We start from the raw sequence: 23,821 nt of genomic DNA, 5'->3' as shown, positions 1-23,821 counted from the left end.
ATAAAGAACCTTTCATCCTGTTTGGATGGAAGGTTCTTTGTTAATTTTGAGTGTAGAAAATCTAGTTTCGTATTTTCTATAAATTATTTAAAAACTTTAATTTTTTTCAGCACGATACAAACTGGGATAGCTGCGCAGATGCCTACAATGTTTTGAACGAGGTTACCAGGAATAGAGGCTGCTGGTATGATCCAATTGCCAAACAACACACGTTCACAAATATAATAACCTCCTAACATAAAGGGAACTGAAATGATGGTAGCGATAAGATTGAACGTAATACTATTCCCTTGGCGACCCTGTGACCAGGCAATTTTTCCAACTATATAGCCTTGCAAACCACGAGTTAGAAAAGTAAAAGGTGCCCATAATGTCCAGCCAGATATTAAATCGAATAAGCCCATCCCGAAAGCACCTGCCATTGCTCCTTTTTTAGGACCAAATAAGATGGATGTGATAAAGAGCATAGCCGTTCCAAGATGAACCAAACCACCGTTGGCGGTAATAGGTAATTTAATATTGATAAAGAGTGTTGCAACGAATACTAGTGCAATTAACATGGCAGTTTGAATCAGATCAGAAACGCGTGTAGTTGTATAACTTTTCGTACTTTTTGTAATGTTCATAGTGATAGACCTTTCTTACCTTTCGTATTGGTTTTTATTTATTGATAAAGTTAACAAAGGATTGGCCTATTTAAAAGTATCAATTTTTCGTATTTTTATATGGTCAGTTTAAGGTTATTAGTGTTTTCATTTATGCGCCAAGCTTTTTATTGAGATTCGTTAAGTGCCTAATCCAATCAAAGCCATGCTGCGCCTAACCGAATGAGAGCGCACCATTTAAAATATAATCCTGTGAAATAACGAATGAGAATTCAATACTTACAAAAGGGGATGGAAACATGGGAAGTTGGCAGGTAAAAAATTGCCTTGATTACTGGTGCTAGTCGCGGGATTGGTCGCAGTATTGCTTTGCATTTTGCGCAAGAGGGTGCCTTTGTCATTGTTCATTATGGTAAAAGACGCAATGAGGCAGAGGCAGTAGTTCAACAAATTACACAAAATGGCGGAAATGCTCGTGCGATTGGTGCCAATCTCAGCACGCTCGACGGCATTCAAGATTTATTTGTGGCATTAGATTATATTATTCAGGAACGCATAAGTGATAACCTTTTCGATATTTTGGTCAACAATGCTGGAATTGGTCAAGTTATTAACTTGGAAGACACAACGGAAGGATCCTTTCCATGAGGTGATGCAGATTAATGTTAAAGCACCACTTTTTGTTACACAACCAGCTTTACCTCGTTTACAAGATGGGGGAAGCATTATTAATATTTCATCATGTGTGACACGTGTAGCTTCTCCGAGTGTATTTACCTACAGTATGACCAAAGGGGCTATCGATACATTTACGCACCTGCTAGCCAAGGAACTCGAAATATAACAGTAAATGCTATCCAGCCAGGTATTATTAACACAGAAATGAATGCGGGAACATTGCAAAACGAAGAAGGACAAAAATATGCGGCTGTTCTTCAATCTTTAACAGATGGGGGGAGCCGGACGATGTAGCCGATATTGCTGAATTTCTTGCATCGGTGGATAGTCGTTGGGTAACTGGCCAATTACTCGATGCAAGCGGAGGTTCACATCTCTAATATTGATAATAGAAAGTGGGAGTAGGCTTGTTAGATGTAAAAAATACCTACTCTCGTTCATAAATATTTTTAAGTTAAAATTCATGGAGTACTGATTTTACATGAATAGATTTAATAGCCTTTTAAAACCTTAACTTTAAAAGACAAAATGTAATGGAACGTTTTACGTAAAGCGAAGCAATAAAAAGCAAAAAAGAAACAACGAGCGATAAAGGAATACTTAAAATGACTGGAAGGTCAACGCCTTGCCAAATACTCATTTTTATTTGTTCGAAGCCCACTGTACGTAGAATACCTGCTAGTATCGATAGTATTGCACTTACCATCAACCCTGCGTATAGGATAGATAAGACTAAAGTTGCTAGCGAGCAAAAAAACGCCAGAATTATTTTCATTCACTTTCACTCCTTATGATAAGGTGCACTTGAGCATTTGGAGAAACTGTATAGTTTTGTTTGTAATAAAGTGTTTGTATATGACAATTATCTCCGATCAATACAACATCCCCTTGAACAACGTCCGCATCTGTATTAGAAAGTTTCAAGGTTCTTCCATTTATTCTTTTACAAACCAGTTTCTTCTTTAAGAAGGACAGGGAAAGCTTATCTTTTTCTACACAAATTTCATCTGCAAAAAGCTGATTGATTTCACTTCGCCCCGACATTTTTAACTGAAAATGCTTTGCATGTATTTCCTTCGCTTTAACGAAGCCAGTTGCGTTAAAATGTTCTGCTTGTAATTTTTGTTCGATTGTTAGCTTCCCGGTACTGTTAATTTTCTGTACTTGCCCATTTTTCATCGTTAGATTTCCAGCATTCGTCATTTCTGTAACGTCACAAAAATCTTTTATCATACATGATCCCGTATTATTTAAAACCTGCGCTACAACGCGAGAATGGAAAGAACTATGTCCGTGAGTAGAAATCTTTTGTAAGTGTAGTTCTTGGTGTAAAGCAACAGAACCACGGATTTTTAGTATTTCACAATCTGCAGCCAAGTTTTTGATCTTGCCACTTGTAAGGGTTATACTTCGAAGCTGTTGTATTTCTTCATTCATGGATAAAGCACCTCTTTTAATTTAATTAATATATATTTTAATTATTAAAATATATATTAATTAAATTATATACACACTCAATTTGTCAAGAACAAAAAAGACAATAAAAAAAGGATTTCATATTCATGAAATCCTAAAAAATTTTTTTCATTAACCGATTAACATCGATTAGCACTTTTGCTATGTCTGTTAATTTCTCTTGTGGAAGTTTTAAGAATATATCTTGTACTTTAATCTCCCCAGTAGTTGTTAAAATCATTTTCACAACACGTCTGTCCTCATCTTCTCTAACACGTTGCACGAGATTTAATTTTTCCAATTTATCGCACATCGATGTAATAGCTCCAGGTGTTACAGTGAAAAAATCAGCTATTTCAGTAGCTTTCATACCACCATTGATTTTTAGCTGAAGAAGAAGTATCAGCTGGTTCTGAGATAGAGATTCACCCTCTGAGAGAAGGTTGACAAACATCATAGATTTTTGTTGTATTTCAAGCATTTCTTTCATAATGATTTCCACATTAAACATTTCACTATTTTTTGACATAAGATCACAGCCCGTTAAAATATTTACTAGTTAAATTATATAGTAAGTATATAATTTATTTCACTTACTGCCAATATTCTTTAGTTTTCTTGATGATGGAGCCTTTTAGAATCATGTATCATCGACATGAATTTTTTAGTCAAGTAAACAATTTTAAACACGTATTTAGAGTAGGGAGTAAGAATTTTATAAATCGTTGGGACAACATTTCCTGGGAAAAGGCTAAAATTTTAACCAATGACAGGAAATGTATAAATGCAACGAACAATAATTTATATTTTGAGGATGGAATGAGGAAAAGCTAGTGTAAGTGACAAAATCTTTAGGCGTCCCCCTATTAGTAGCATCGCAATTCTTATTAATAGCGTACTTTCCTAATGCTATAGAGTCATCATATCACTCCTGATTTACCAAATGTATTTTTCTTCAATTTGACAATTACTATACTTAATTTTATGACCCCCACAATTAACAGGAGCAAAGGGATCAAAAATAATAAATGTCCTATTCCAGGAGCAAATAATGTTACCACGGATAGAGGACCAAATAATTTAGGGAATCCAAGTAAAATAAGCAAAGGTATCAGGACATTAAATATTAATATAAAAATTCCCTTTAGCTTTGTTACTTTAGGATTTTTCACTTTAAAAATTCTGTAAGCAGACCACACAATGTAAGCAAGGATTACTAGTAAAACCACATTAAACACTATATATTTTATAAATGGATTGCCGGAAGATATAGCTGGTTCTTCATTATGGACTAGCTTGTTAATCCCACTCGTTATTGCTTCGTATTCATTCAAATTGAAATAATCCATGGAATTGATAAGTAGACTGATGCCATACTCCCCATCTAACATGACTTTTGAGTATGTGTTTTCTGTCCATCCATTATGAGAGACTACACCGTTATTCACTTCCCATCCCATAGCATAGTAGGTATCATGGCCGGCAAAGGATGCTGGATGATGCATTGTGTTCATGGCATTCGCTGATAAAAGGCTTGTCCCATTGAATTGGCCTTGATTTAATTGGGCAATCATGTAATTTGCCATATCCTCTACACTGGCAATAATGTAGCCAGATGCAACAGTCCCTTCGTGGTTTAATTGCTTTGTTGGCATCTTAAATCCAAATACAGTTTGATAGCCTTCCGCAATTGTTTCGTTTACATCATCTATAGGGCCTGCAAAGCTATTGTTCATGTCAAGTGGTTGAAATATGTACTCCTTTATATAGGCTGTATACGATTTATGTGTCACTTCTTCGATAACTGCACCAAGGATGCTATAATTTAAATTCGAATATTGATATTGCTCACCAACAGGGAATGTCAATTCGGTATTTGCCAAGCTTTGTATATGTTCTTTTACCGTTCTATCTCCTTGCGAAATAGCTACTTGACCATCCAATGTAGAAAGACCGCTTGTTTGATTTAGTAAATGTTGAATAGTGATTTTTTTAGATGCCTCTTTATCTGCAAGTTGAAACCACGGTATCACGGTTTGTACTGGATCCTCTAGATTGATTTTTCCCTGTTCGACTAGCTGCATAATGGCCAGTGCTGTAAATGATTTACTTACCGATCCTATAACAACTGGCGTTTGCGCCGTCATTGCTGTTCCATCTGGGCTCGAAAAACCATACCCTTGTAGGTATGCAACTTGATTTCCTTTTACGATGGCCAGTGAAGCACCGGGAATCTTCAGTCTCTCTATTTCATTAGTCATAAACGCATCAATGTTAGAGATAGCTAGATTTCTATTTATAGATTCAGTTTCGTTTGCCAATGCCATTCCGTTAGCACTAATCATTATCGTTAGTATGGCACATACAATAGCTTTACCGATTGCCAATTGTTTTTTAAGCATAATGTTATGTTCCTTTAGCTGAATTATTGTGTAATCTCAATGTCAATTACGAGAAATAATATGTCCATATAAATAGGAGTTAGTGGAATACATGTGAGCAACCGCCAATATTGGCGATTGCATTTTTATAACAGCTTATATTCTTTTAAGTAAAGTTGCAGCCTTATACATCTTCCTCTTATGGACATAAAAGTACATACTTAGTGGCCACCACATCACTAAAAAGATTGGATAAATCGCCCATATTGTTCCTGGAGAGGAAACGGCATTTACTGTAATAAAAAAGATACTGATGAGTAAGCTAGCGTAAATGGAGAACGCCACAAATGTTTTTTTCTGAGCATGGTATAGAGCCAAAGGCCACCAAATGACTAAAAACGATGGGAAAATAGCCCATGGATATTGCGGAGACATGACAAGATTTAATAGAGAATAATAGATAATGGTAGATGCACAGCCAATCAGTGCAATGTTCAAAGATTTTGCTCTTTCCCCTAAAAACATAAGGATGGGCCACCATAGTATTGGGTAAAAGGCATACATAATCCATAAATGATGAGGTGAATATAAATAATTTTCAAGCGTCAGGAAAGCGATGACCATAATACTACAGACTACAGAATATTGTTTGTATAATCTTTTAGACATAAAATATATAGTGATCGGCCATAGTAATAAAAGTAAACAAGGATAAATAAACCAAATCGTTTGTGGTGATGTTATATAATTCACCATTCCTAAAAATATCATGGTCATCAGGCTGCCTGCTATAGAAAAACTAATATAATGTTTCACAATTATTCCCTCCATTTCTTACGTGACCAAACAAAGTACATAGAAAGGGGCCACCATAAAATCACGAATATTGGGTAAATCGCCCAAATTGTATTTGGCGTATAATAAAGATTGATAAAAATAAATAAAGCAATAATTAAAGAACTTCCCCACACCGAAAATTCTAAATTTAATTTAGCCATATTTTTAATGCCTGTATTTTTTACACCTAATTCATTTCTTAGATCCTCAATATCTCCGAATTCAACGATGGCTTTATTAATCGCATCATCTTCATCTTTTCCTTGCTCCATCAAATAAAATACTTTCTCTTCAAGGTTTTGAATAATTTCTTGTTTCACCATTTCTGTATCATTATTACGAGGAATATCTTTAAACAACTCATCAATATGATTTTTTATCTTTTTCATTCTAAGCCCTCCATAAATAAGTCGATAATTTCCTTCACTTCCGTCCACTCTCTAACTAGCTCGGTTAAATAAGCTCTGCCTAGTGGGGTAATGCGGTAATACTTCCTTTTGCCGCCATGCGTAATATCACCGTAATAGGCCTCAATAATTTCTCTTTTTTCTAAACGTTGAAATATTGCGTATAAAGTTGCTTCTTTGATTTGAAAACGATTATTTGTACGAAGACTAATTTCCTGAGATATTTCATAACCATATCGATCTTTCTCTGAAATCAGCCGCAAAATAATGGAATCCAAATGTCCGCGGATAATATCACTTCGAACCATAAGTCACCTACTTAGAGTATATTATTCTACCTGGTAGAGTAATATTAACAAACATTACTCTGCCTGTCAAAGTAATAAATAAAAATTTCTGGCAATAAATTTGTGCACCAAAACATGATGTTCAATGATATTGATTTTAATTAATGATGTAACTTTTGCCACCAAGCTATGTAGGGCATTTCAAAGAATAAAAAATTCCACAGGATATACATCCAGTGGAATTTTGGTAGTAATAGGAACTATTATTTTTTTTATATATGTTGCAATGCAATTAGAAAGCGAGCCGGAGACGCAAAATTTATCAAGTAGCAGTAACAGCTCTCTCAGTCAAACTTTCTCGCTAGAAAAGGGCGACGTGGTGTTAGATTCGAAATGGCTATCACTGTTAGAAAAACGAGGAGGATGGTTGCAAGTACTGGACCCTCAGGGTAGAATGCTAGCTTCCTCCACTCTTCCTTCCCACTATGAGCCAGGTCAATTGGTATCCTATTGGCAAAAAAGCATGTCTTTTCCTTATGAGCTTACGGTAAGCCAAGAAGAGAAATTGATATATCCGTTAAGAAAGAGAGTGACAATGGCTTCTCTGTAATGATTTGTGATAAGGGAGCGGGGATGAATCAAGTAACATTGGACAAGCTGTTTGAGCGCTATTATCGTGGTACCAATTCGGAAGAGAAAACCAGCGGATCTGGCTTGGGGATGAGTATTGCGAAACAATTAACCGTTGCACACAGGAGAAATATTCGTAACTAGCAAACTGGGACATGGCACGGACATTGTACTAAAGTTTCGTCTGTAAAATAGGAGTGGTACTCTAAAAATTTTGGTGATATCTAAGCTGTATGGAACTACACCGCGTACTTTCTATTATGTCTACTGTCATAATAAATCCGATAATCAAAGGTTACTTTAACCTAAAGATTATCGGATTTTTGACTAATTTAAAGCCGAATTATTCGTTTGCAATTATAAATATAGCCCTGCAAGAAAGATTCCTAATACTTCTTGATAAATTTCATCAAACTGGCTTAACGGCAGTGGGTTTGTACCGCTACCCAATTCGACGGTAAAACCAGGTCTTCGCCAATCTTGAATGAACCAATCCTTATAGCCTGCATAGCTGCCAGCCGATTGAACAGGCTCATAGCCACTCACTCGACTAAACTCATTCACTAGTACCTCTGACTCTGGTGGTTCTAGATTTTCAAATCCCCAATAAATGACTCTTCCTTGCGTATGAAAAGCTAGAACTCGTGCAAAATTACGTTTCTTTGTTAAATCTGCCATCGCAATGGATTCAGGCTCGGAAAGGGGACTTTTACCCCCATAATCACGGGGACCTGGCGTTTTTGGATTGCGTGCACTTTCTAACTCCCACATGGCAGGAAACTGGTCGTTTAAATCGACACCATTTATATTCGCCTTCCAGCCAGAAAAATCGGAACTGCCATTATTCCAAGCAATTATTTTGTTTCGTAATGTTTCATCGTCTGGTGGTCCATGTAGGACTAAATTGACGCCATCAGGATTGACCATTGGAACAATGGATAATGAAGTTTGTTGGTAAAGAGGAAGGGTAGAGAGTCCACGAATAGTATTTTGGTTTGTGAGAGACAGTAGGTAGTCATTTAAAAAGGTCAAAATGATAGGCGTTGTAATCCACTCGTTCGCATGAAATGAACCATTATAATGGACCCGTTTAGAGCCATTTCCAATTAAAACCTCTGGAATTTCTTTTGCTAATACAGAATGGCCAATTGATGAACTTTGAATAAATGGATAGGCTGCTTGTAGTTTTTTTAAATCGCTTATCATGATGTTGTAGTCATAGTCCTGTTTACCATTTACAAGCCTCCAAGTAATCCTTTGAGGGATTTGAATTGTCTGTCCGATTTGCATACGATTGGGATTGAGGTTAGGATTAACAAGTAGAATGGCTTGGAGAGGAAGATTTCGACTTTGAGCAATTTGCCATAAAGTGTTCCCTTGTTGGATTTGATAATTGATTGTAACAAATCCAGGAATTTGAATACGTTGCCCAACCTGAAGTATTTGAGGATTAATATGTAGGTTGGAATCGACAATGAGTTGAAGGGGTATTTTAAACACTTCGCTAAACTGCCAAAGTGAGTCCCCTGGTCTTACAAATATATCCACATCTGTTCTCTCCCTATTTTCAAAATAATACATCATAGAAGTATATGATTTTCTACAACACTTATTATTCAATGCATAAAATGATTAGGGGCTGTTTCTTTGTTATTTCTTTTTCCTCTATTATACTGATAATAGAGTTACAAGACAGGCGAAGTGGAAAATGTGGGAAGTGGGGGATTTTTTATTTCCCCTAAGTATTAAGTTGAACCAATCGGGCTATTACGGTCAGTGAATTCTCTTTACTGACCGTTAATGCGGGATAAAGAGAAACTTCAAGCAGTGAGATTTTTTCACCACCACTGCTTGTTAGTTGAAGCAATCGGGCTATTACGGTCAGTGAATTCTCTTTACTGACCGTAACTGCGGGATAAAGAGAAACTTCAAGCAGTGAGATTTTTTCACCACCACTGCTTGTTAGTTGAAGCAATCGGGCTTTTACGGTCAGTGAATTCTCTTTACTGACCGTAACTGCGGGATAAAGAGAAACTTCAAGCAATGAGATTTTTTCACCACCACTGCTTGTTAGTTGAACCAATCGGGCTTTTACGGTCAGTGAATTCTCTTTACTGACGTTAATGCGGGATAAAGAGAAACTTCAAGCAGTGAGATTTTTTCACACCACTGCTTGTTAGTTGAAGCAATCGGGCTTTTATGGTCAGTGAATTCTCTTTACTGACCGTTAATGCAGGATAAAGAGAAACTTCAAGCAGTGAGATTTTTTCACCACCACTGCTTGTTAGTTGAACCAATCGGGCTTTTACGGTCAGTGAATTCTCTTTACTGACCGTTAATGCGGGATAAAAGGAAGGAATTATATGTACAGTAAATTAAAATTAGGTATTCGATCAAAGATTACTATTGGGTATATAGTTATCATTCTTTGTTTACTTGCATCGGTTATCATATTAAATAATCAAATTACATCTCTACAAAAGGAAAGAAATTTTATTATAAAGTATGATTCCCAGGTTCAGGCACTAACAAATAGTATCGAAAAATATATATTGGACATGGAATCCAGTCAACGTGGCTTTATTATTACAGGTGAATTGAGTTATTTAGAACCATACGAAAATGCCTCTAAAAATTGGAAGGTGGATTTTAATGAGCTTCACCAGCTGTTAGATAATAAGCCGAATCAACAAGAGAAGTTAGAAGAGATAAAATACACGATAGAGCATTGGGTTGCAACATCTGGTGATCCAACTATTAAGTTAAAAAAAGATAATAACACAGCAGAGCTAACAGAATTTTTTAAAGTTGATATTGGTCGTAAGGATATGGAGACGATGAGGAAGCAATTTGCTTCCTTCCGTTCAGCTGAGAATGCTCTGACACAAACAAATGCAAATCAATTGGATAAAAAAAATAATAATTTAACAAGTGGGCTATTTGGATTATTGGTACTTGTTTCGTTTATCGCTATTGTAATTGCTAGTGGCATCTCTCGCTCCATCGTAAAAACAATAACAGAAGTTACAGAGGCAATTAAAGAAATTGCTGCTTCTAAGGCTAATCATAAAGGAAGAATCCACGTTAAAACAAACGATGAAATTAACGTGCTTGCCGATGCAACCAATGAGCTTTTAGATACGCTAGAGGAACGGGAATGGTTGCAGTCCAATATTGCTGAAATGGTCACAAAATATCAAGGGATATCGGCCATTACGCAATTAGCAGAAATCTTCCTATCCGAAATTGCGCAAATGACAAAATCTTCACTCGGGGCATTTTATGTTCGTGAAATGAATAATAATGATATTTATTTTGTGAAAAAGGCCGCCTTTGCAGATGCCAGCGATAATATAGGAGTTGAACGTTTCAAAATAGGACAGGGACTAATTGGGCAAAGTGCTCGTGAAAAACGAGTATACATGTGTAACGATATTCCTAAAGATTACAAAGTAATTGGAACAGGCTTAGGAGAAGCACCTCCCAAGTGCATCCTTATTATTCCGATTATATTTGAAGATGAAGTCATTGCTGTTGTGGAATTGGCAACAATGAATAGTTACACAGAGTTACAGCAAGAATTAGTAAAACAAATCATTGAAACCTTTGGACTGACGGTTAATAGTATTTTAGGTCGTATGGAAATTGTTCGGTTATTAAATGAATCTAGAGCGATGACAGAAGAATTACAAGTACAGTCCGAAGAACTTCAAACGCAATCAGAAGAATTACAAATGCAGACAGAAGAACTGACAATGATTAATGAACAGTTGGAAGAAAGAACGAAGGATGCTGAAACAAAGTCAAGGGAATTAGAAATAGCCAAAAGAGATTTGGAAGAAAGTGCTGAGCAACTTTTACTCAATTCTAATTACAAGTCCGAGTTTTTAGCCAATATGTCTCACGAATTGAGAACACCACTGAATAGCATTTTAATTTTATCTGAAATGTTAGCGGAAAATAGTAATAATAGTCTAACAGAAGAGGAAGCAGAATTTGCAAATGTCATTCACTCTTCTGGGGAAGACTTACTGGCATTAATTAATGACATATTGGATTTATCAAAAGTTGAGGCTGGAAAGTTAGATATTATTTTCGGAGAAGTAAATGTAAGTGAAGTGCCACTACTATTGGAGCAAATATTCTCGCCAGTCGCTCATAAAAAGAAACTAGAATTCCAAATTACAAAAGCTGAAAATGTAGTAGATGTTTTCTATACGGATGAAAAAAGATTCCAACAAATCTTAAAGAATTTATTATCGAATGCCTTTAAATTCACGGAAAAAGGTTCTGTAAATCTAAGTATCAAACAACTTAAAAATGAGCAGTTAACAAACAATATGCAAGAGATTAGTGCGGAGTGGCTCGAAATTACGGTTTCAGATACCGGTATAGGTATTCCTAAGGACAAACACCAACTTATCTTTGAATCGTTCCAACAGGCGGACGGTGCTACGGTGCGTAAGTATGGTGGAACAGGTCTTGGTTTATCTATATGTAAAGAATTCGCCAAGTTACTCGGTGGTTGGGTTTCCTTACAAAGTGAAGAGGGGAAAGGTAGTAGCTTCACGCTTACTATTCCAAGTTTACCGAATGGTATCAACGAGGAGCGGTGTTCTAACCTAACTTTTGCAGAAGTCGTAGCAACGACAGTCGTGAATGACCCTATCGAGGTAATAGAAGGACCAATTGAGGAAAGCCATCATGACGCTCAAAATGAGGTAGATGTTTTTCAGAATAAAAATATTTTAATTGTAGACGATGATTATCGTAATATTTATGCATTAAAAACAGCTCTTGAAAAAAGAGGTATGAATATTCTCGTTGCAAAAGATGGATTAGAATGCTTGGATGTTATGCAAACCAATGACAAAATTGATTTGATTCTCATGGATATAATGATGCCGAATATGGATGGTTATGAAACGATGTCCGTCATTCGTACACAAATGAAGTTAACAGATTTACCAATAATAGCTTTAACGGCGAAAGCCATGAAAAATGACCGAGATAAATCATTAGAGGCAGGCGCTTCTGATTATATTAGTAAACCATTGAATCTAGATCAATTAATATCTGTATTACGAGTATGGCTAGTTTCCAAAAGGAGTTAATAGGTATGGAAAAAGAGTTTCACAACAACCTGGAGCTAAATATAGAGAACAATAAACATACTAATATGGAGATTGATTTGTTACTCGAAGCCATCTACCGTTTGTCTGGTTTTGATTTTAGAGAATACAATCGTTCTTCTATATCACGCCGGATTTATAACAGGATGAGGGTTAGTAATATCCCAACGATTACTCGTTTACTTGAAAAAGTAATTCATGAAGAAGTGTTTTTAGAGCAAGTTCTAAATGATTTTTCCATTAATGTAACGGAAATGTTTCGAAATCCCAGCTTTTTCAAAGCCTTCCGTAAAGATGTTATTCCTTACTTACGGGATTTCCCTGAAATTCGAATATGGCATGCAGGGTGTGCTACTGGTGAAGAAGTGTACTCAATGGCTATTTTGTTACAAGAAGAGGGGTTACTTGAAAAAAGCGTAATTTATGCAACTGATATGAATGAACACGTTTTAGAAAAAGCTAGGCAAGGGGCATTTCCTATTCAAAAAATGCAAGCATATACAAAAAATTATATGCTTGCAGGAGGGGTTCATGCTTTTTCAGAATACTACAATACCGATCATCAATATGCCTATTTTCACCCTTCGTTACTAAAAAATATTATTTTCGCACAACATAATTTAGTAACCGATCAGTCGTTTAATGAATTTCATGTCATTATGTGCCGAAATGTATTAATTTACTTTTCACCTGCCTTACAAAGTCAGGTCCATATGCTATTTTACGATAGTTTAAGCCAGAATGGATTTTTAGGCTTAGGAGATAAAGAAACCCTTCGGTGTGAAGGGATTATTTCCAAATATAAGGAAATTGTAGGCAATGAAAGAATTTATCAAAAATTATATTAAGAGCAAAGGGGAGTTCTCGAGTTGAGATCTCCCCTTTCATTTTTGTCGCTAGTAGTGCTTAGTGAGCTTGAATCATTAAGACACACATATCATCTGGTTGATTTATTTGTTTTTCCTTTGGTAGAAGGTTATCTATAAGGCTCTGAGAAAAATTCCATTTTGTAGATGTTAGGGTGCGCAAATGTTTTTCGGATTCTATTTCACATGGCCCCATAGCCTCTAGAACACCATCAGTATACAAAATAATTTGGACATCTTCATTATACTGAATTAGTTGTTTCTCAACTTCTATTTCCTCAAAAAAACCAACCGCGCAACTACCTTTACTTAAAGGAACTAGTGTTTCTTCATCGACTAGTGCATACCCATAAGGATGACCAGCGTTAACATATTCAATCGTTTTTTTGTCAGTATCGATTACTAAGTAAATCGCCGTAAAATAAAATAAATTTTCATCTTTTCCGTTCTGTAAAAGCGCCATATAACGATTTAATTCTTGAATGACTAATTCGGGTTCTACTAGCTGTTTAACAGCCTCTCTGAGCACAGAGGAGATAAACATACATACGAGTGCAGCAGAAATACCATGCCCCATCATATCAAGCAAGATGATGGCATAGCGATGATCATTTATTTTATGCCAATAGTACATATCTCCTGCTAAATTGGAGGAAGGTAGATAAGAAACTTCAATTTTAATGTCCTCTTTATTTAGCGGGGGACTTAATAAGCTTCGTTGAACATGTGTAGCTAAATCCAATTCGTATTGGATTTTCTTATCGTGCAAAGTGTGCCAGTCTAATTCTGCTTTCAAGCGTAGAGCGACACGAATTCGCGCAAGAAGTTCTATCTTATTAATCGGTTTTGTAATGTAATCTACTCCACCTATATCTAATGCTTCTGCAAGTTTATTTTTATCTTCAAGTGCCGTAACAAAAATAATTTGAATGTCTTTTAAACGCTCATTTTGTTTAATACGTTTGCAGGCTTCAATACCATCTATTTCTGGCATCATAATATCTAATAAAATTAAATCTACTGAATTACCCGCTGGATTTTCGGCATCCAACTGTAAATAATCAAAAAGCTCAAAAGCTGATGATAGAGATACACAGTTATCATAACCCGCATTTTTTAATATTTTTTCAATTACAAATAGATTGACGGAGTTGTCATCTACAAGAAGGATTGTCATAGTTATTTCTCCTTATTTTGATATGAATATTGATGAAGTGCAGATTATCATAGTCAATTAAAAATACTCTCAACCTTATTATTATACAAAACATTAGAGAGTTACGGTATTTTAACGAATCAAAGGTATATCGTACTAGTTATTAAGTTTGGCTATCAGTAAAGCAATGATGAACGCTATAGGCATTAAGATTTTTCTTGAGAATGAAGAACATTTACTTTATCAATGTTTAATTCTAGCTTTCTTAAAGCGATTAAATATATCAATACCATTTGCGACAATGGATATCGCAATAATCACGAACAATATTCGATCGATTGAAAACGCGACCTTTGAAGCTGTAGTTTCCAAAATAGCAGCTATATAAGGAATCGCAGGCCCGTGTATTAAGTCAGGTTGCCTAGCTATTAGGATAAAGACAATTGTAGTTACAACTTGAAGGAAAGCATTTAAAACAGCAATTTGTATGGTCCATTGACTTACTTTCCATTTATAAAATGTCAAAGCAATACTGAGTACGATGCAAAACACTATGATTGGTTTATAAAATAATAGGATTTCTTGATTGAATATGGGCATGACGAACGTTAAACCATCTCGCTCGTCAGAAGTGTAAATGCCAATGAGATCATTAGCTTTAAAATAAACTACAGAAAAAATAGCTATTCCTAAAAAGCTAAAGACAATATCATTTAATGGAATATATTTGTCATGAGTGATTATTTTAACTTTATTTAAATCATCAGGTGTCCATTGTTGTTGATCTGTTAAAAAAGGTATATGATCCTTCACGTTATCAAAGTTGCCAGTACGTTCAATAACAATAAAGGTAATGGTCACCCAAAAGAGCACATGAAATAGCACCGATATAATGTTGGCAACTGTTATCGAAAAAGTTTTGATGATGGCAGTCAGGAGTGCGACCTCCCCTGTATATAGCACAGTATTTTCAATAATTTGCACCAATATTGTAATAAAAATAGCCCATGGTATTACTAATTTGATTGTTCTAATATAGGTGCTATATACTTCTGGACCGATTAAATGTGTTGAAGTATCCTGATAACTCGTTGCAAGCGCAGCAGGGTTTCCGAGCTTCAAAAGCACTTCCTTTACCTCTAATTCGGAATAATTATCAGGTAACATGCCTTCAATTTTTGATTTTAGCTCTAGGCCTTTATCTGCACGAATTTTCTTTGGTAGCCTTCTTGTCACTTCATAAATATAAACCTCAATCATATTCACCCTTGTCATCTCCCTCCAATAATGCATTCGGCTCTCGAACGATACCGACCATTTGAGAAGTTCCACATTTTTAATGCACAGAGCATAGTCACGCCATAAAATTATTTGTTTTCCTCTCCTAGCTACTTATTAAGTGGTAATATATGTTATTAATTATAACGGAAATTAATGTGAAGAATTGTATGAAAATTAAATTGCTTTTAATACAATAAACATACCAATAACTTTTTGAATGGATAGGAGGAATGAACGTGAGGTCTGTTAAGAAACTGAAAGAAGAGGTATTTAACGAATTTGTAGATATTGTGGTAGACGGCTTACCCAGGAATGTCGGATGCTTCACAGCAGTCAAAGGAACAATTGAAGAAGCTCTTTGTGCATAACCAACATAATAACCCATCCATTAATTATTATGGCTTGTGGACAGACAAAAATTAATTGATGGTATGCGACTGCATGATTTTGAAATTTATTTTCAAAAATAATTCCGATTGGTGGTGTGTGGTTGGTAGCGGTTGATTTACTGCATAAAAAAGAGAAGGTTGCAAAAGACTTAATAGATTAGTTCTTAGTGTTTTTTTAAATAAAAATGTTCATTTTGTTGCTTTATATCCATTCAGACCAGACTTTTATAAAAAAATGGGTTTTGGCTATGGACCGAAAATGTATCAGTATGTAGTGGAACCGTCTAGTTTTCCTAAGGGAGATACGAAAGAACATTTAAGGTATTTACAGGAGCAAGATCAATATAAATTAAAGGATTGCTATAATAGGGTAGATGCAAAAAAACATAGTATGTTTTTTAAAACGGAATCGGAACTTATAGCTATTTTTAAAAATCCGCAATACTATATTTATGCTTTTGACTATGATGTGGAAATGGTTATAGATATTGCAGAACTTTCATCACTTGTATGGGTATTGTAACGATGAAGGAATTATTAATGCTGGGTAAAGTGAAAGTGAGTAATGAACGATTGATAGAGGTGTTAAATCAGTTCTTTTTCGTCTATGAAAAGCCAATCTATGTCACAGCATTTTAGGGTAAACCATTATTCTCGATGGCTTCCCTATATACAGCGTTAGTTATTCTTTTTTCATAAAGAGAGAGGAAGAACGGACAGGCCTCTCTAATGGTGTAATATTAATAATAAAATAGCTTATTATTAATATTAAAATAACAAGTGAATACATTAATGTGTTTAAGGGATGGTCATGCTCCACGATGATTAAGCGGATCATGGCCGTGATACCTATATAAATGAAATATCTCAGTGGAAAATGATAATCTTCTTTGAAATATTTAATAATCATTGTTATAAATTCAAAATACAAAAAGAAGATAAGAATATTTGCGAGGAAAAGCTTGTAGTCACCGCTGTCATCGGCTATTAAAATTTTTAGGAACTCAATTAGCTCTTTTATAAGTAAAAAGGACAGTATGAGCGCAAGTAGTACTAGGCAGACATTTAAGAATAATTGTAAAGTTTTAGGCACAGTATTAATTAGTTGAAGATACGTATTGTTTTTTTGATTCATCTAATTCCTCCATTCCAATCTTCTTATTTAAAAATAATATTATCTTTATAGAGTATGAAAAGCCTTGAAAAAAGAGAATGCCTACTTGTGAAAAAATAGTGATATTTTGTGTATTTTTGCTTTGATTGATTAAATATAACATTTTATTGTAAATGTATTAGCAGTAGTACTGTAAATTCCAGTAAACAAGCGTAAAAGAAAGTTTTCAAAAAAATTAGGCTGTATGCTAAAATAGATGTGCATGAATATATAAAAAGGGGTTTTTAAAATGGCAAAGTCAGCAAAATCAGCAAAAATTACACCTGAGCGTTTAGAAGAAGCATTAAATGTTCGTGATCGTCTTATTATTGAATTGCTAGTACAAGTACTTGATGAAAAGCTAGTAATTGAACGTCCTGTTTTACGTGAACGCTTAGGGAACCTTGTAGACCTTTCTAATCACGATGCGGAACTAAAGGAAACGTTAACAGCCGTTATTAATAAGCTATAATAACTGTGCATAAAGAAATGCTACGAATCTTTCGTGGCATTTTTTTACATTCTGAATAAGTATCCCACTTTAGATAAGATAAAGTAAAGCGGTCTCAATACACATCGATCCCCTATAAGAAAGACACTTCAAAGCGCCTTTCTTATAGGGAATAATTTTTGAATAATGTACAGGTTATTAACTAAAACGATCCACTAATTCATGCATTCGTTCTGCTTCTGTATGAAGTTCCACAGAGGAGTGCATAATCGCTGTGATAGCAGATTTTTGTTCATCAATCGAAGCATCAACCTGTTCAGTGGCTGCTGCTGATTGAGTAGCTACACTAGCAATGCCATTAATAGCGTTAACAACGATAAGTCGATTTTCTGCCATTTCATTCATGCCCTGATCGAGGGAAACAAGGTGAGCAGTAATCCCCTCAATGGAATCTGATAAAAAAGTAAAAGCATTTTGCACTTCGCTTATGGATGTAACCTGTCCTTCCGAAAGCTGTAGCGTATGCATCATCTTGGCATCGGAATTTGCTGTATCTAATTCAATGCGAGTCAATAAATTTTTCACACGGTTAGTCGCTTCGTTTGTATCTTCGGATAGATTACGTACCTCTGCAGCTACTACTGCAAACCCTTTACCATGGTCACCTGCACGCGCAGCTTCAATACTTGCATTTAACGCTAATAGATTAGTTTGTTCAGAAATCGACGTGATTGTTTGCACAACATTATGGATTTCCTGCATTTGCCCCATCAAACTAGAAAAGTTTTCTCTTAGTTCTTCAATAACTTGTGTAAATTCTTGTGAATTTTGCTGTAGCAAGTCTACTTTCTGTCGTCCATTTTCCTGTGATTTGTTAATGATGTTCGTTTTTTGTGTGATTTCAGCGTATTTGTCTGTTGCAGTAGAAATAAGGTAGGATAATTTCTCAACTTTACTAATGGCCATTTCTGCTTCCTCAGCCTGAAAAACGGTCCCTTTAGAAATTTCTGTAATGGCTTGGTGAATTTCATCGGCTGAAGCAGTTGTTTCTTCTGTGATAGCACTGAGCATTTCAGAGGAAATTCTCATTTGTTTAGAGCTATCTTTTGTATTGCTCACCATTTCATTCAAACTATGCTTCATATCATTCACGTTTTTTGCAAGAATCCCCAATTCGTCATTTGTAATTATGGGTATATCTTCGCCAGTCAATTTACCTCTAGCAATATCTGAGGTCATCACCATAATACGTTGTATGTATGAAGTCATTCTACCCGAGAAGAACCAATAAAGAGTAACCCCAATAATTGTTGCGAGTAAAGTCATACCAAGTGTGTAATAGAGAACCTTTGTAGCGCCCGCATTGAAATCCATTTCATAGGTACCCGCAGCAATAATCCAACCCCAATGCTCGTCCTTCGCTACATATGTAATCTTAGGTGCAATTACATCAGGGTTTGACGGTAATGCCCAATCATAACGTACGTACCCACCACCTTTGTTTGCCTCAGCTATCTGTTCACGTACAAAATAGCGTCCATCTTTTGTTTGGAGGTCATTAACATTTTCACCTTCAAGTGAAGGGTGCGCTTCCATCATCCCGTCATCTTTTAAGACATAAAAGTAAAAGTTTTCACCGTATTTCACAGGGTTATCAATGGATCTTTTATTATCCTCTGTTTTTTCACCAACAATTTGTGTCCTTGCTCGTTCCTGGGCTTGTTCTAATGTTAAACTACCCTGTTGAACTTGTTCATCTAACGTTGCAATTACTTCCATTAGCCCTAAAGTTCCGTTTTTAAGACTAAGCCGCCCGATGTTATCAATTTCATTTTTCGCTACGAAGTAATTGACAGTGCCTACAAGTACAGTAGGAATTAATATAACAATTATCGCCAAACCGACAAGTTTATTTCGTACTGATTTTATCATGGACATACCCCCTGTTCTTTTTAAAAGAGCCAAAGTATGTATTTATACTTTCATTTCATTATAGTATAAAATATTTTAATAAAAAATAATTTATTGAAAATTCTGAAAAATAAATATATGAAACATTTCTTTTTTGTCATTTAGTATAAAATAAGCCCAAACAAGAGCTAAAAATCTTGTTTGGGCTCATCTTAAATTTTTGTTAGTATACTTTATCACCGTTAAAAATTGAGTTTTTCACAATTACATAATCTACATTTCGAATAGCATCTAGCTTATTGCCGCCTGCATAGGAAATAGATGATTGAAGGTCTTGTTGCATTTCAATTAACGTATCTTTTAGACTACCTTTATGTTCTACGTACATTTTTTTTCCTTCAACGTTTTTCTTTTCACCTTTTTGGAATTCTGAAGCAGAGCCAAAGTATTCTTTCACTAATTTACCATCAATTTCAATTGTTTCACCTGGGGATTCCTCATGACCTGCAAATAGGGAACCGATCATCACCATTGAAGCACCAAAACGCACTGACTTTGCAATATCGCCATTTGTCCGAATACCACCGTCAGCGATGATTGGTTTTGTCGCTGCTTTTGCACACCAACGTAGTGCTGCTAGTTGCCAACCACCTGTACCGAATCCAGTTTTAATTTTTGTAATACATACTTTACCAGGTCCGATGCCCACTTTCGTAGCATCTGCACCAGCGTTTTCAAGTTCTCTTACAGCTTCAGGAGTACCAACGTTCCCTGCGATGACAAAGCTATTCGGTAAAAACTTTTTAATATGCTGGATCATTCGAATAACAGCATTTGAGTGACCATGTGCAATATCGATTGTTATAAATTCAGGTACTAAACCAGCAGATGCTAGCTCTTCAACAAATGTATATTCTTCTTCTTTTACACCAACACTAATAGAAGCGATTAAACCACGGCTTTGTAAATCTTTAATAAAATCTGTGCGCTTTTCTGGGTTGAAGCGATGCATAATATAAAAGTAACCGTTTTCAGCAAGTTTCACAGCAATATTTTCGTCGATGATTGTTTGCATGTTTGCAGGTACAACAGGAAGCTTAAATGTATGGCCACCAAGCGTGACAGATGTATCACATTGTGAACGGCTCTCTACGATACATTTTGCGGGAATTAGTTGAATATCTTCATAGTCAAATACGTTATCCATTATATACACTCCTAAAATACGAATATTTTTAAAGAATTAATTTAAATCGTTCGTCATTTGGTAATTTACATCATTTTTAAGGAAATGTCAAAGTTTTTAACAAAATAACTTAAAAATCTACTTTAGGTACATGAAAAGAACGGTTTACAGTTTATTAAAAAGGCTTTTTATAATAGCAAAATTGAAGATTTATCATAATCAACTCCATTTTTAGAAAGCAATTTAAATGTATATACGTAGGATTTGGCTTATCATTCATCTTCCATGTACAATAGAATTGTTTCTAAAATGACAAAGGAGTGTTGGAAATGGCAGTAGAGGTGTATTTAGTTTTTAATGGAAATTGTCGAGAAGCTGTATCGTTTTATGAGAAAGTTTTTAATACGGACAAGGCAGAAATTATGACATTCGGTGATTCACCGCAGAATCCAAATTATAAATTGCCAGAGGAAGCTATGGATCTTGTTATGCATACGCGACTTTCGATTTTGGGTAGCAATGTTATGTTTTCGGATACTTTCCCAGGCTCGCCGTTTACAGTGGGCAACAATGTAACATTAGCGATTGTCTTGGATGATGAAGCTCAGTTACGATCAGCTTATGAGGGGCTTAAAGAGGGCGGCAAGGTCAATATGGAGCTACAAGAAACTTTTTGGAGTAAATGCTACGGCTCATTGACTGATAAGTTTGGCATTGAATGGCAACTTAGTTACGAAGAAAGAAATTAATCATAATATAAAAAGCACGATGTAGCGGGGAAAGACCCTGAACATCGTGCTTTCTTTAGGTTAAGGAAACGATTTTTGCAAAGATAACATAGGAACAATGTTTAATGTTTGCAAGTAGTTAGTTAGATTTATATTTATATTGTGCATTTGTTTTTAGTATTTAAAGCGTTTTACAAAAGTTTGTAATTCATCGGACATATCTAGAAGTGATTTTGCAGCCATAGCCATTTCTTGCATAGAGGACAATGTTTGCTCAGTGGAAGCAGCAACCTCCTCTGAAGCAGCAGCATTAAGTTTAGCATGGTCTGTTAGCTCTACAGCAGTTGCAGTTACTTCTTCGACTACAGCTGACATTTCCTGTGCAGAAGCAGATATGTCCTCCATTTTCGGTGCAATATTACGTAGACTTTCTAGGATGTTCGCGAATTTTTCGCTCGTATCTTGAGAGAGTTGTAAACCGTCCTGAACATCTGTAGAGGCCTTTATCATTGTTTGCACAGATTTCGCAGTATCTTGCTGAATCCCGGTAATCAATGAAGAAATTTGTTCAGCAGATTGATGTGATTGTTCAGCTAATTTTCGTACTTCATCTGCAACTACAGCAAAGCCTTTACCATGTTCACCTGCTCGAGCGGCTTCAATAGCTGCGTTTAGTGCAAGTAAGTTTGTTTGGTCTGAAATAGCACTAATAATCTCTAAAATAGAACCAATTTCTTTTGTTCTATCGTAGAGAGATTTGATCATGTAGTCGGACTGGGTAACAGATTCATTAATAGAAATCATCTGGTTTACGGTACGTTCTACTGATCTACCACCTTCATCTGCCTGTTGAATGGCATGATTAGAAAGATCGGATACTTGCATAGAACTATCTGCTACTTCAACGATTCCTTTTGCGATTTCTTCAATTGAAATAGCATTTTGATCAATACCCGTTGTTTGCTTTTCTGCACTTATAGCCACTTGTTGCATGGCTTGCGTAACTTGTTCTGAAGAAGCAATATTTTGCTCCGCATTTGCCGATAATCCTTGTGCAGAGATTTGTACATGATTGGCGCTTTGATCAACGTTACGAATGAGTTTTTTTAGGCTAACTTTCATCGCAATAAATGCTTGACTAAGCTGTCCAATTTCATCTTTCGAATGGACATCAATGAACTCGGTGAGATCGCCTTCACTAATTTTTAAGGCACTTTCTTTTAGTCGATTAATTGGTTTGACAATGCTTTGGATCATGTAAAGCATAAAAACAACACCAACAATAATTGAAACGACGATGATGATTAAGTTGATATTAAAGGTTGTAGCTGCAGCCTTCGTCGCCTCTGCAGAAAACATTGTTCCAACAACCTTCCAACCGGTTAGCTTATTAGTCATAAATTGTAGCTGACGATCATTTTCAATGATAGTACCGCTCTCTTTCTCATAAATCTTTGCTATATAGGTTTCGGTTGCCTCCATACCACTTTCTTTATCGGGCTGGGCAATATAAATTTTGTTGCTATCTAAAAGAGATGCAAAACCAGTTTCTCCAATGCGTATATCATTCGTGATGTTGCTCAATGTAGAAATATTGAGATCTAACCCGATTACACCTGAACCGTCCTGTAAAGCCTGTGTAATGGTAATAACAATATCACCTGAAGTCTGTGTGACATAGGGCGCAGTGATAGTGACTTGGCCTTTGTTCTCTAATGCTTGCTTATACCAAGGTCTTGTTCGAGGGTCAAAATCACTAGGGTACTCTTGCGCTGGCTCGTCCAATAGTTTTCCATCAGCTGTGCCTATATAGATGAGTTCAACCTCTGGATGCATATTGGTATATTCGTGTAATAGCGATTTAAGCTCGGACATCCTATTTTCTTGTAAATAAGATTGATTGAGCTTTTTTGTAAAATATTGAACGTCTTCAACTTTCGGTTCAATGGTGTTTGTAATATTCGTGTTGAGCATGCGAATGCTTTCAGCGGTGCTTGCTTGCTGTTCCTTCAAAATTTGCTTTCCAGCACTATGATAAGAAACGATGCCTACAAGTAATGTTGGAATAATAAGCATAGCCAAAAATGAAAAAATGAGCTTTTTCCTTAAACTTAGAAGTTTCACTTGTTTGTTCCTCACTATTATTATGATGTATTGTTCTATACTTTTCCTTAGAAGGAAATAAATATGACTAACTTATTTTATCAAAAATTAATAGAGTAGATACACATTTTGAGAAAGAGCTACATAAATGACAGAAGTCATCCAAAAAACAAGCGGAAATGGTT

At 35.6% G+C, this 23,821-nt stretch carries 24 protein-coding genes and 1 pseudogene; 9 read left to right on the top strand and 16 right to left on the bottom strand.

All coding sequences use genetic code 11. The annotated features are described in order from the left end of the window. Positions 1-83: 83 nt before the first annotated feature. A complete protein-coding gene (locus tag C9J31_RS23245; RefSeq protein ID WP_107926858.1) occupies positions 84-626 on the bottom strand; it encodes an ECF transporter S component in 543 nt (180 codons plus the stop codon). A 300-nt stretch (positions 627-926) separates the two neighbouring features. Here C9J31_RS23245 and C9J31_RS24105 point away from each other — a divergent pair. Then, a pseudogene (locus tag C9J31_RS24105) lies at positions 927-1,663 on the top strand (SDR family oxidoreductase). Positions 1,664-1,785: 122 nt separating this feature from the next. On the opposite strand, the gene C9J31_RS23235 reads toward C9J31_RS24105, so the two are convergent. From C9J31_RS23235 to C9J31_RS23205, 7 genes are all read right to left on the bottom strand, one after another. Then, a complete protein-coding gene (locus tag C9J31_RS23235; protein ID WP_107926856.1) occupies positions 1,786-2,058 on the bottom strand; it encodes a hypothetical protein in 273 nt (90 codons plus the stop codon). Then, the gene (locus C9J31_RS23230; protein WP_107950539.1) at positions 2,055-2,720 is read right to left on the bottom strand and encodes a hypothetical protein; all 666 of its coding nucleotides are present in this window, start codon (positions 2,718-2,720) and stop codon (positions 2,055-2,057) included. The genes C9J31_RS23235 and C9J31_RS23230 overlap by 4 nt, the downstream gene beginning before the upstream one ends. 133 nt (positions 2,721-2,853) lie before the next feature. Continuing rightward, entirely contained in the window at positions 2,854-3,267 is a 414-nt protein-coding gene (locus C9J31_RS23225; RefSeq protein WP_107950540.1) for a MarR family transcriptional regulator, read from the bottom strand. A 391-nt stretch (positions 3,268-3,658) separates the two neighbouring features. Beyond that, complete coding sequence (locus C9J31_RS23220) at positions 3,659-5,140, bottom strand: serine hydrolase domain-containing protein (protein ID WP_107950542.1); 1,482 nt, start codon at positions 5,138-5,140, stop codon at positions 3,659-3,661. Between the two features lie 135 nt (positions 5,141-5,275). After that, positions 5,276-5,935, bottom strand: a complete 660-nt coding sequence (locus C9J31_RS23215) for a hypothetical protein (RefSeq protein ID WP_107950543.1) — start codon at positions 5,933-5,935, stop codon at positions 5,276-5,278. A 2-nt stretch (positions 5,936-5,937) separates the two neighbouring features. Continuing rightward, on the bottom strand, positions 5,938-6,345 hold the full coding sequence (locus C9J31_RS23210; RefSeq protein ID WP_107950544.1) for a permease prefix domain 1-containing protein: 408 nt from the start codon (positions 6,343-6,345) through the stop codon (positions 5,938-5,940). Beyond that, positions 6,342-6,671, bottom strand: coding sequence for a PadR family transcriptional regulator (locus C9J31_RS23205; protein WP_107926846.1), 330 nt, complete (start codon positions 6,669-6,671; stop codon positions 6,342-6,344). The genes C9J31_RS23210 and C9J31_RS23205 overlap by 4 nt, the downstream gene beginning before the upstream one ends. Before the next feature lie 130 nt (positions 6,672-6,801). Between C9J31_RS23205 and C9J31_RS23200 the strand changes: the two genes are divergently transcribed. Both C9J31_RS23200 and C9J31_RS23195 read left to right on the top strand, forming a co-directional pair. Beyond that, entirely contained in the window at positions 6,802-7,260 is a 459-nt protein-coding gene (locus C9J31_RS23200; protein ID WP_153062533.1) for a hypothetical protein, read from the top strand. Then, entirely contained in the window at positions 7,260-7,424 is a 165-nt protein-coding gene (locus C9J31_RS23195; protein WP_238602149.1) for an ATP-binding protein, read from the top strand. The genes C9J31_RS23200 and C9J31_RS23195 overlap by 1 nt, the downstream gene beginning before the upstream one ends. 213 nt (positions 7,425-7,637) lie before the next feature. On the opposite strand, the gene C9J31_RS23190 is transcribed toward C9J31_RS23195, so the two are convergent. Both C9J31_RS23190 and C9J31_RS23185 read right to left on the bottom strand, forming a co-directional pair. Continuing rightward, on the bottom strand, positions 7,638-8,828 hold the full coding sequence (locus C9J31_RS23190) for a M14 family metallopeptidase (RefSeq protein ID WP_107950547.1): 1,191 nt from the start codon (positions 8,826-8,828) through the stop codon (positions 7,638-7,640). Positions 8,829-9,018: 190 nt separating this feature from the next. Further along, complete coding sequence (locus tag C9J31_RS23185; protein ID WP_107950548.1) at positions 9,019-9,363, bottom strand: hypothetical protein; 345 nt, start codon at positions 9,361-9,363, stop codon at positions 9,019-9,021. 280 nt (positions 9,364-9,643) lie between these two features. Between C9J31_RS23185 and C9J31_RS23180 the strand changes: the two genes are divergently transcribed. After that, positions 9,644-12,394 carry an ATP-binding protein gene (locus tag C9J31_RS23180; RefSeq protein ID WP_107950549.1) on the top strand — a complete coding sequence of 917 codons (2,751 nt, stop codon included), beginning with the start codon at positions 9,644-9,646 and terminating at the stop codon, positions 12,392-12,394. A 5-nt stretch (positions 12,395-12,399) separates the two neighbouring features. Next, positions 12,400-13,260 carry a CheR family methyltransferase gene (locus C9J31_RS23175; protein ID WP_107926835.1) on the top strand — a complete coding sequence of 287 codons (861 nt, stop codon included), beginning with the start codon at positions 12,400-12,402 and terminating at the stop codon, positions 13,258-13,260. A 58-nt stretch (positions 13,261-13,318) separates the two neighbouring features. On the opposite strand, the gene C9J31_RS23170 is transcribed toward C9J31_RS23175, so the two are convergent. Both C9J31_RS23170 and C9J31_RS23165 read right to left on the bottom strand, forming a co-directional pair. Continuing rightward, positions 13,319-14,455: a SpoIIE family protein phosphatase gene (locus tag C9J31_RS23170; RefSeq protein ID WP_107950550.1), complete on the bottom strand. Its 1,137-nt coding sequence runs from the start codon at positions 14,453-14,455 to the stop codon at positions 13,319-13,321. Positions 14,456-14,677: 222 nt separating this feature from the next. Continuing rightward, a complete protein-coding gene (locus C9J31_RS23165) occupies positions 14,678-15,694 on the bottom strand; it encodes a hypothetical protein (RefSeq protein WP_238602150.1) in 1,017 nt (338 codons plus the stop codon). A 257-nt stretch (positions 15,695-15,951) separates the two neighbouring features. Here C9J31_RS23165 and C9J31_RS24100 point away from each other — a divergent pair, with 257 nt between their 5' ends. Both C9J31_RS24100 and C9J31_RS23890 read left to right on the top strand, forming a co-directional pair. Further along, positions 15,952-16,083, top strand: coding sequence for a hypothetical protein (locus tag C9J31_RS24100; protein WP_268807950.1), 132 nt, complete (start codon positions 15,952-15,954; stop codon positions 16,081-16,083). 280 nt (positions 16,084-16,363) lie between these two features. Then, positions 16,364-16,627: a hypothetical protein gene (locus C9J31_RS23890; protein WP_238602151.1), complete on the top strand. Its 264-nt coding sequence runs from the start codon at positions 16,364-16,366 to the stop codon at positions 16,625-16,627. Positions 16,628-16,786: 159 nt separating this feature from the next. Here C9J31_RS23890 and psiE read toward each other — a convergent pair whose 3' ends face one another. After that, entirely contained in the window at positions 16,787-17,239 is a 453-nt protein-coding gene (psiE, locus tag C9J31_RS23155; protein ID WP_107926831.1) for a phosphate-starvation-inducible protein PsiE, read from the bottom strand. Positions 17,240-17,507: 268 nt separating this feature from the next. On the opposite strand from psiE, the gene C9J31_RS23150 reads away from it, so the two are divergent. Next, positions 17,508-17,729 (top strand): hypothetical protein, encoded by a 222-nt coding sequence (locus C9J31_RS23150; protein WP_054769940.1) that lies wholly within the window; start codon positions 17,508-17,510, stop codon positions 17,727-17,729. A gap of 177 nt (positions 17,730-17,906) precedes the next feature. Here C9J31_RS23150 and C9J31_RS23145 read toward each other — a convergent pair whose 3' ends face one another. Both C9J31_RS23145 and guaC read right to left on the bottom strand, forming a co-directional pair. Further along, entirely contained in the window at positions 17,907-19,640 is a 1,734-nt protein-coding gene (locus C9J31_RS23145) for a methyl-accepting chemotaxis protein (RefSeq protein ID WP_193767115.1), read from the bottom strand. 202 nt (positions 19,641-19,842) lie between these two features. Beyond that, on the bottom strand, positions 19,843-20,826 hold the full coding sequence (gene guaC, locus C9J31_RS23140) for a GMP reductase (protein ID WP_107925024.1): 984 nt from the start codon (positions 20,824-20,826) through the stop codon (positions 19,843-19,845). Between the two features lie 308 nt (positions 20,827-21,134). Between guaC and C9J31_RS23135 the strand changes: the two genes are divergently transcribed. After that, positions 21,135-21,554, top strand: coding sequence for a VOC family protein (locus tag C9J31_RS23135; protein ID WP_107950552.1), 420 nt, complete (start codon positions 21,135-21,137; stop codon positions 21,552-21,554). A 153-nt stretch (positions 21,555-21,707) separates the two neighbouring features. Here the strand turns inward: C9J31_RS23135 and C9J31_RS23130 are convergent, their stop codons facing one another. Then, the gene (locus tag C9J31_RS23130) at positions 21,708-23,657 is read right to left on the bottom strand and encodes a methyl-accepting chemotaxis protein (protein WP_107950553.1); all 1,950 of its coding nucleotides are present in this window, start codon (positions 23,655-23,657) and stop codon (positions 21,708-21,710) included. Between the last annotated feature and the right edge of the window lie 164 nt (positions 23,658-23,821).

Origin of the sequence: Lysinibacillus parviboronicapiens (assembly GCF_003049605.2) — a bacterium.
Taxonomy (GTDB): domain Bacteria; phylum Bacillota; class Bacilli; order Bacillales_A; family Planococcaceae; genus Lysinibacillus; species Lysinibacillus parviboronicapiens.
Note: the sequence above shows the minus strand (reverse complement) of the source record. Positions and strands in the feature narration are given on the sequence as shown.

Bases quoted from the DNA above. Each gene is read 5' to 3' on its own strand.
- C9J31_RS23245 (WP_107926858.1), bottom strand. From the start codon at position 626: ATGAACATTACAAAAAGTACGAAAAGTTATACAACTACACGCGTTTCT.
- C9J31_RS23235 (WP_107926856.1), bottom strand. From the start codon at position 2,058: ATGAAAATAATTCTGGCGTTTTTTTGCTCGCTAGCAACTTTAGTCTTA.
- C9J31_RS23230 (WP_107950539.1), bottom strand. From the start codon at position 2,720: ATGAATGAAGAAATACAACAGCTTCGAAGTATAACCCTTACAAGTGGC.
- C9J31_RS23225 (WP_107950540.1), bottom strand. From the start codon at position 3,267: ATGTCAAAAAATAGTGAAATGTTTAATGTGGAAATCATTATGAAAGAA.
- C9J31_RS23220 (WP_107950542.1), bottom strand. From the start codon at position 5,140: ATGCTTAAAAAACAATTGGCAATCGGTAAAGCTATTGTATGTGCCATA.
- C9J31_RS23210 (WP_107950544.1), bottom strand. From the start codon at position 6,345: ATGAAAAAGATAAAAAATCATATTGATGAGTTGTTTAAAGATATTCCT.
- C9J31_RS23205 (WP_107926846.1), bottom strand. From the start codon at position 6,671: ATGGTTCGAAGTGATATTATCCGCGGACATTTGGATTCCATTATTTTG.
- C9J31_RS23195 (WP_238602149.1), top strand. From the start codon at position 7,260: ATGATTTGTGATAAGGGAGCGGGGATGAATCAAGTAACATTGGACAAG.
- C9J31_RS23180 (WP_107950549.1), top strand. From the start codon at position 9,644: ATGTACAGTAAATTAAAATTAGGTATTCGATCAAAGATTACTATTGGG.
- C9J31_RS23175 (WP_107926835.1), top strand. From the start codon at position 12,400: ATGGAAAAAGAGTTTCACAACAACCTGGAGCTAAATATAGAGAACAAT.
- C9J31_RS23170 (WP_107950550.1), bottom strand. From the start codon at position 14,455: ATGACAATCCTTCTTGTAGATGACAACTCCGTCAATCTATTTGTAATT.
- C9J31_RS23165 (WP_238602150.1), bottom strand. From the start codon at position 15,694: ATGATTGAGGTTTATATTTATGAAGTGACAAGAAGGCTACCAAAGAAA.
- C9J31_RS23890 (WP_238602151.1), top strand. From the start codon at position 16,364: ATGTATCAGTATGTAGTGGAACCGTCTAGTTTTCCTAAGGGAGATACG.
- psiE (WP_107926831.1), bottom strand. From the start codon at position 17,239: ATGAATCAAAAAAACAATACGTATCTTCAACTAATTAATACTGTGCCT.
- C9J31_RS23150 (WP_054769940.1), top strand. From the start codon at position 17,508: ATGGCAAAGTCAGCAAAATCAGCAAAAATTACACCTGAGCGTTTAGAA.
- C9J31_RS23145 (WP_193767115.1), bottom strand. From the start codon at position 19,640: ATGATAAAATCAGTACGAAATAAACTTGTCGGTTTGGCGATAATTGTT.
- guaC (WP_107925024.1), bottom strand. From the start codon at position 20,826: ATGGATAACGTATTTGACTATGAAGATATTCAACTAATTCCCGCAAAA.
- C9J31_RS23135 (WP_107950552.1), top strand. From the start codon at position 21,135: ATGGCAGTAGAGGTGTATTTAGTTTTTAATGGAAATTGTCGAGAAGCT.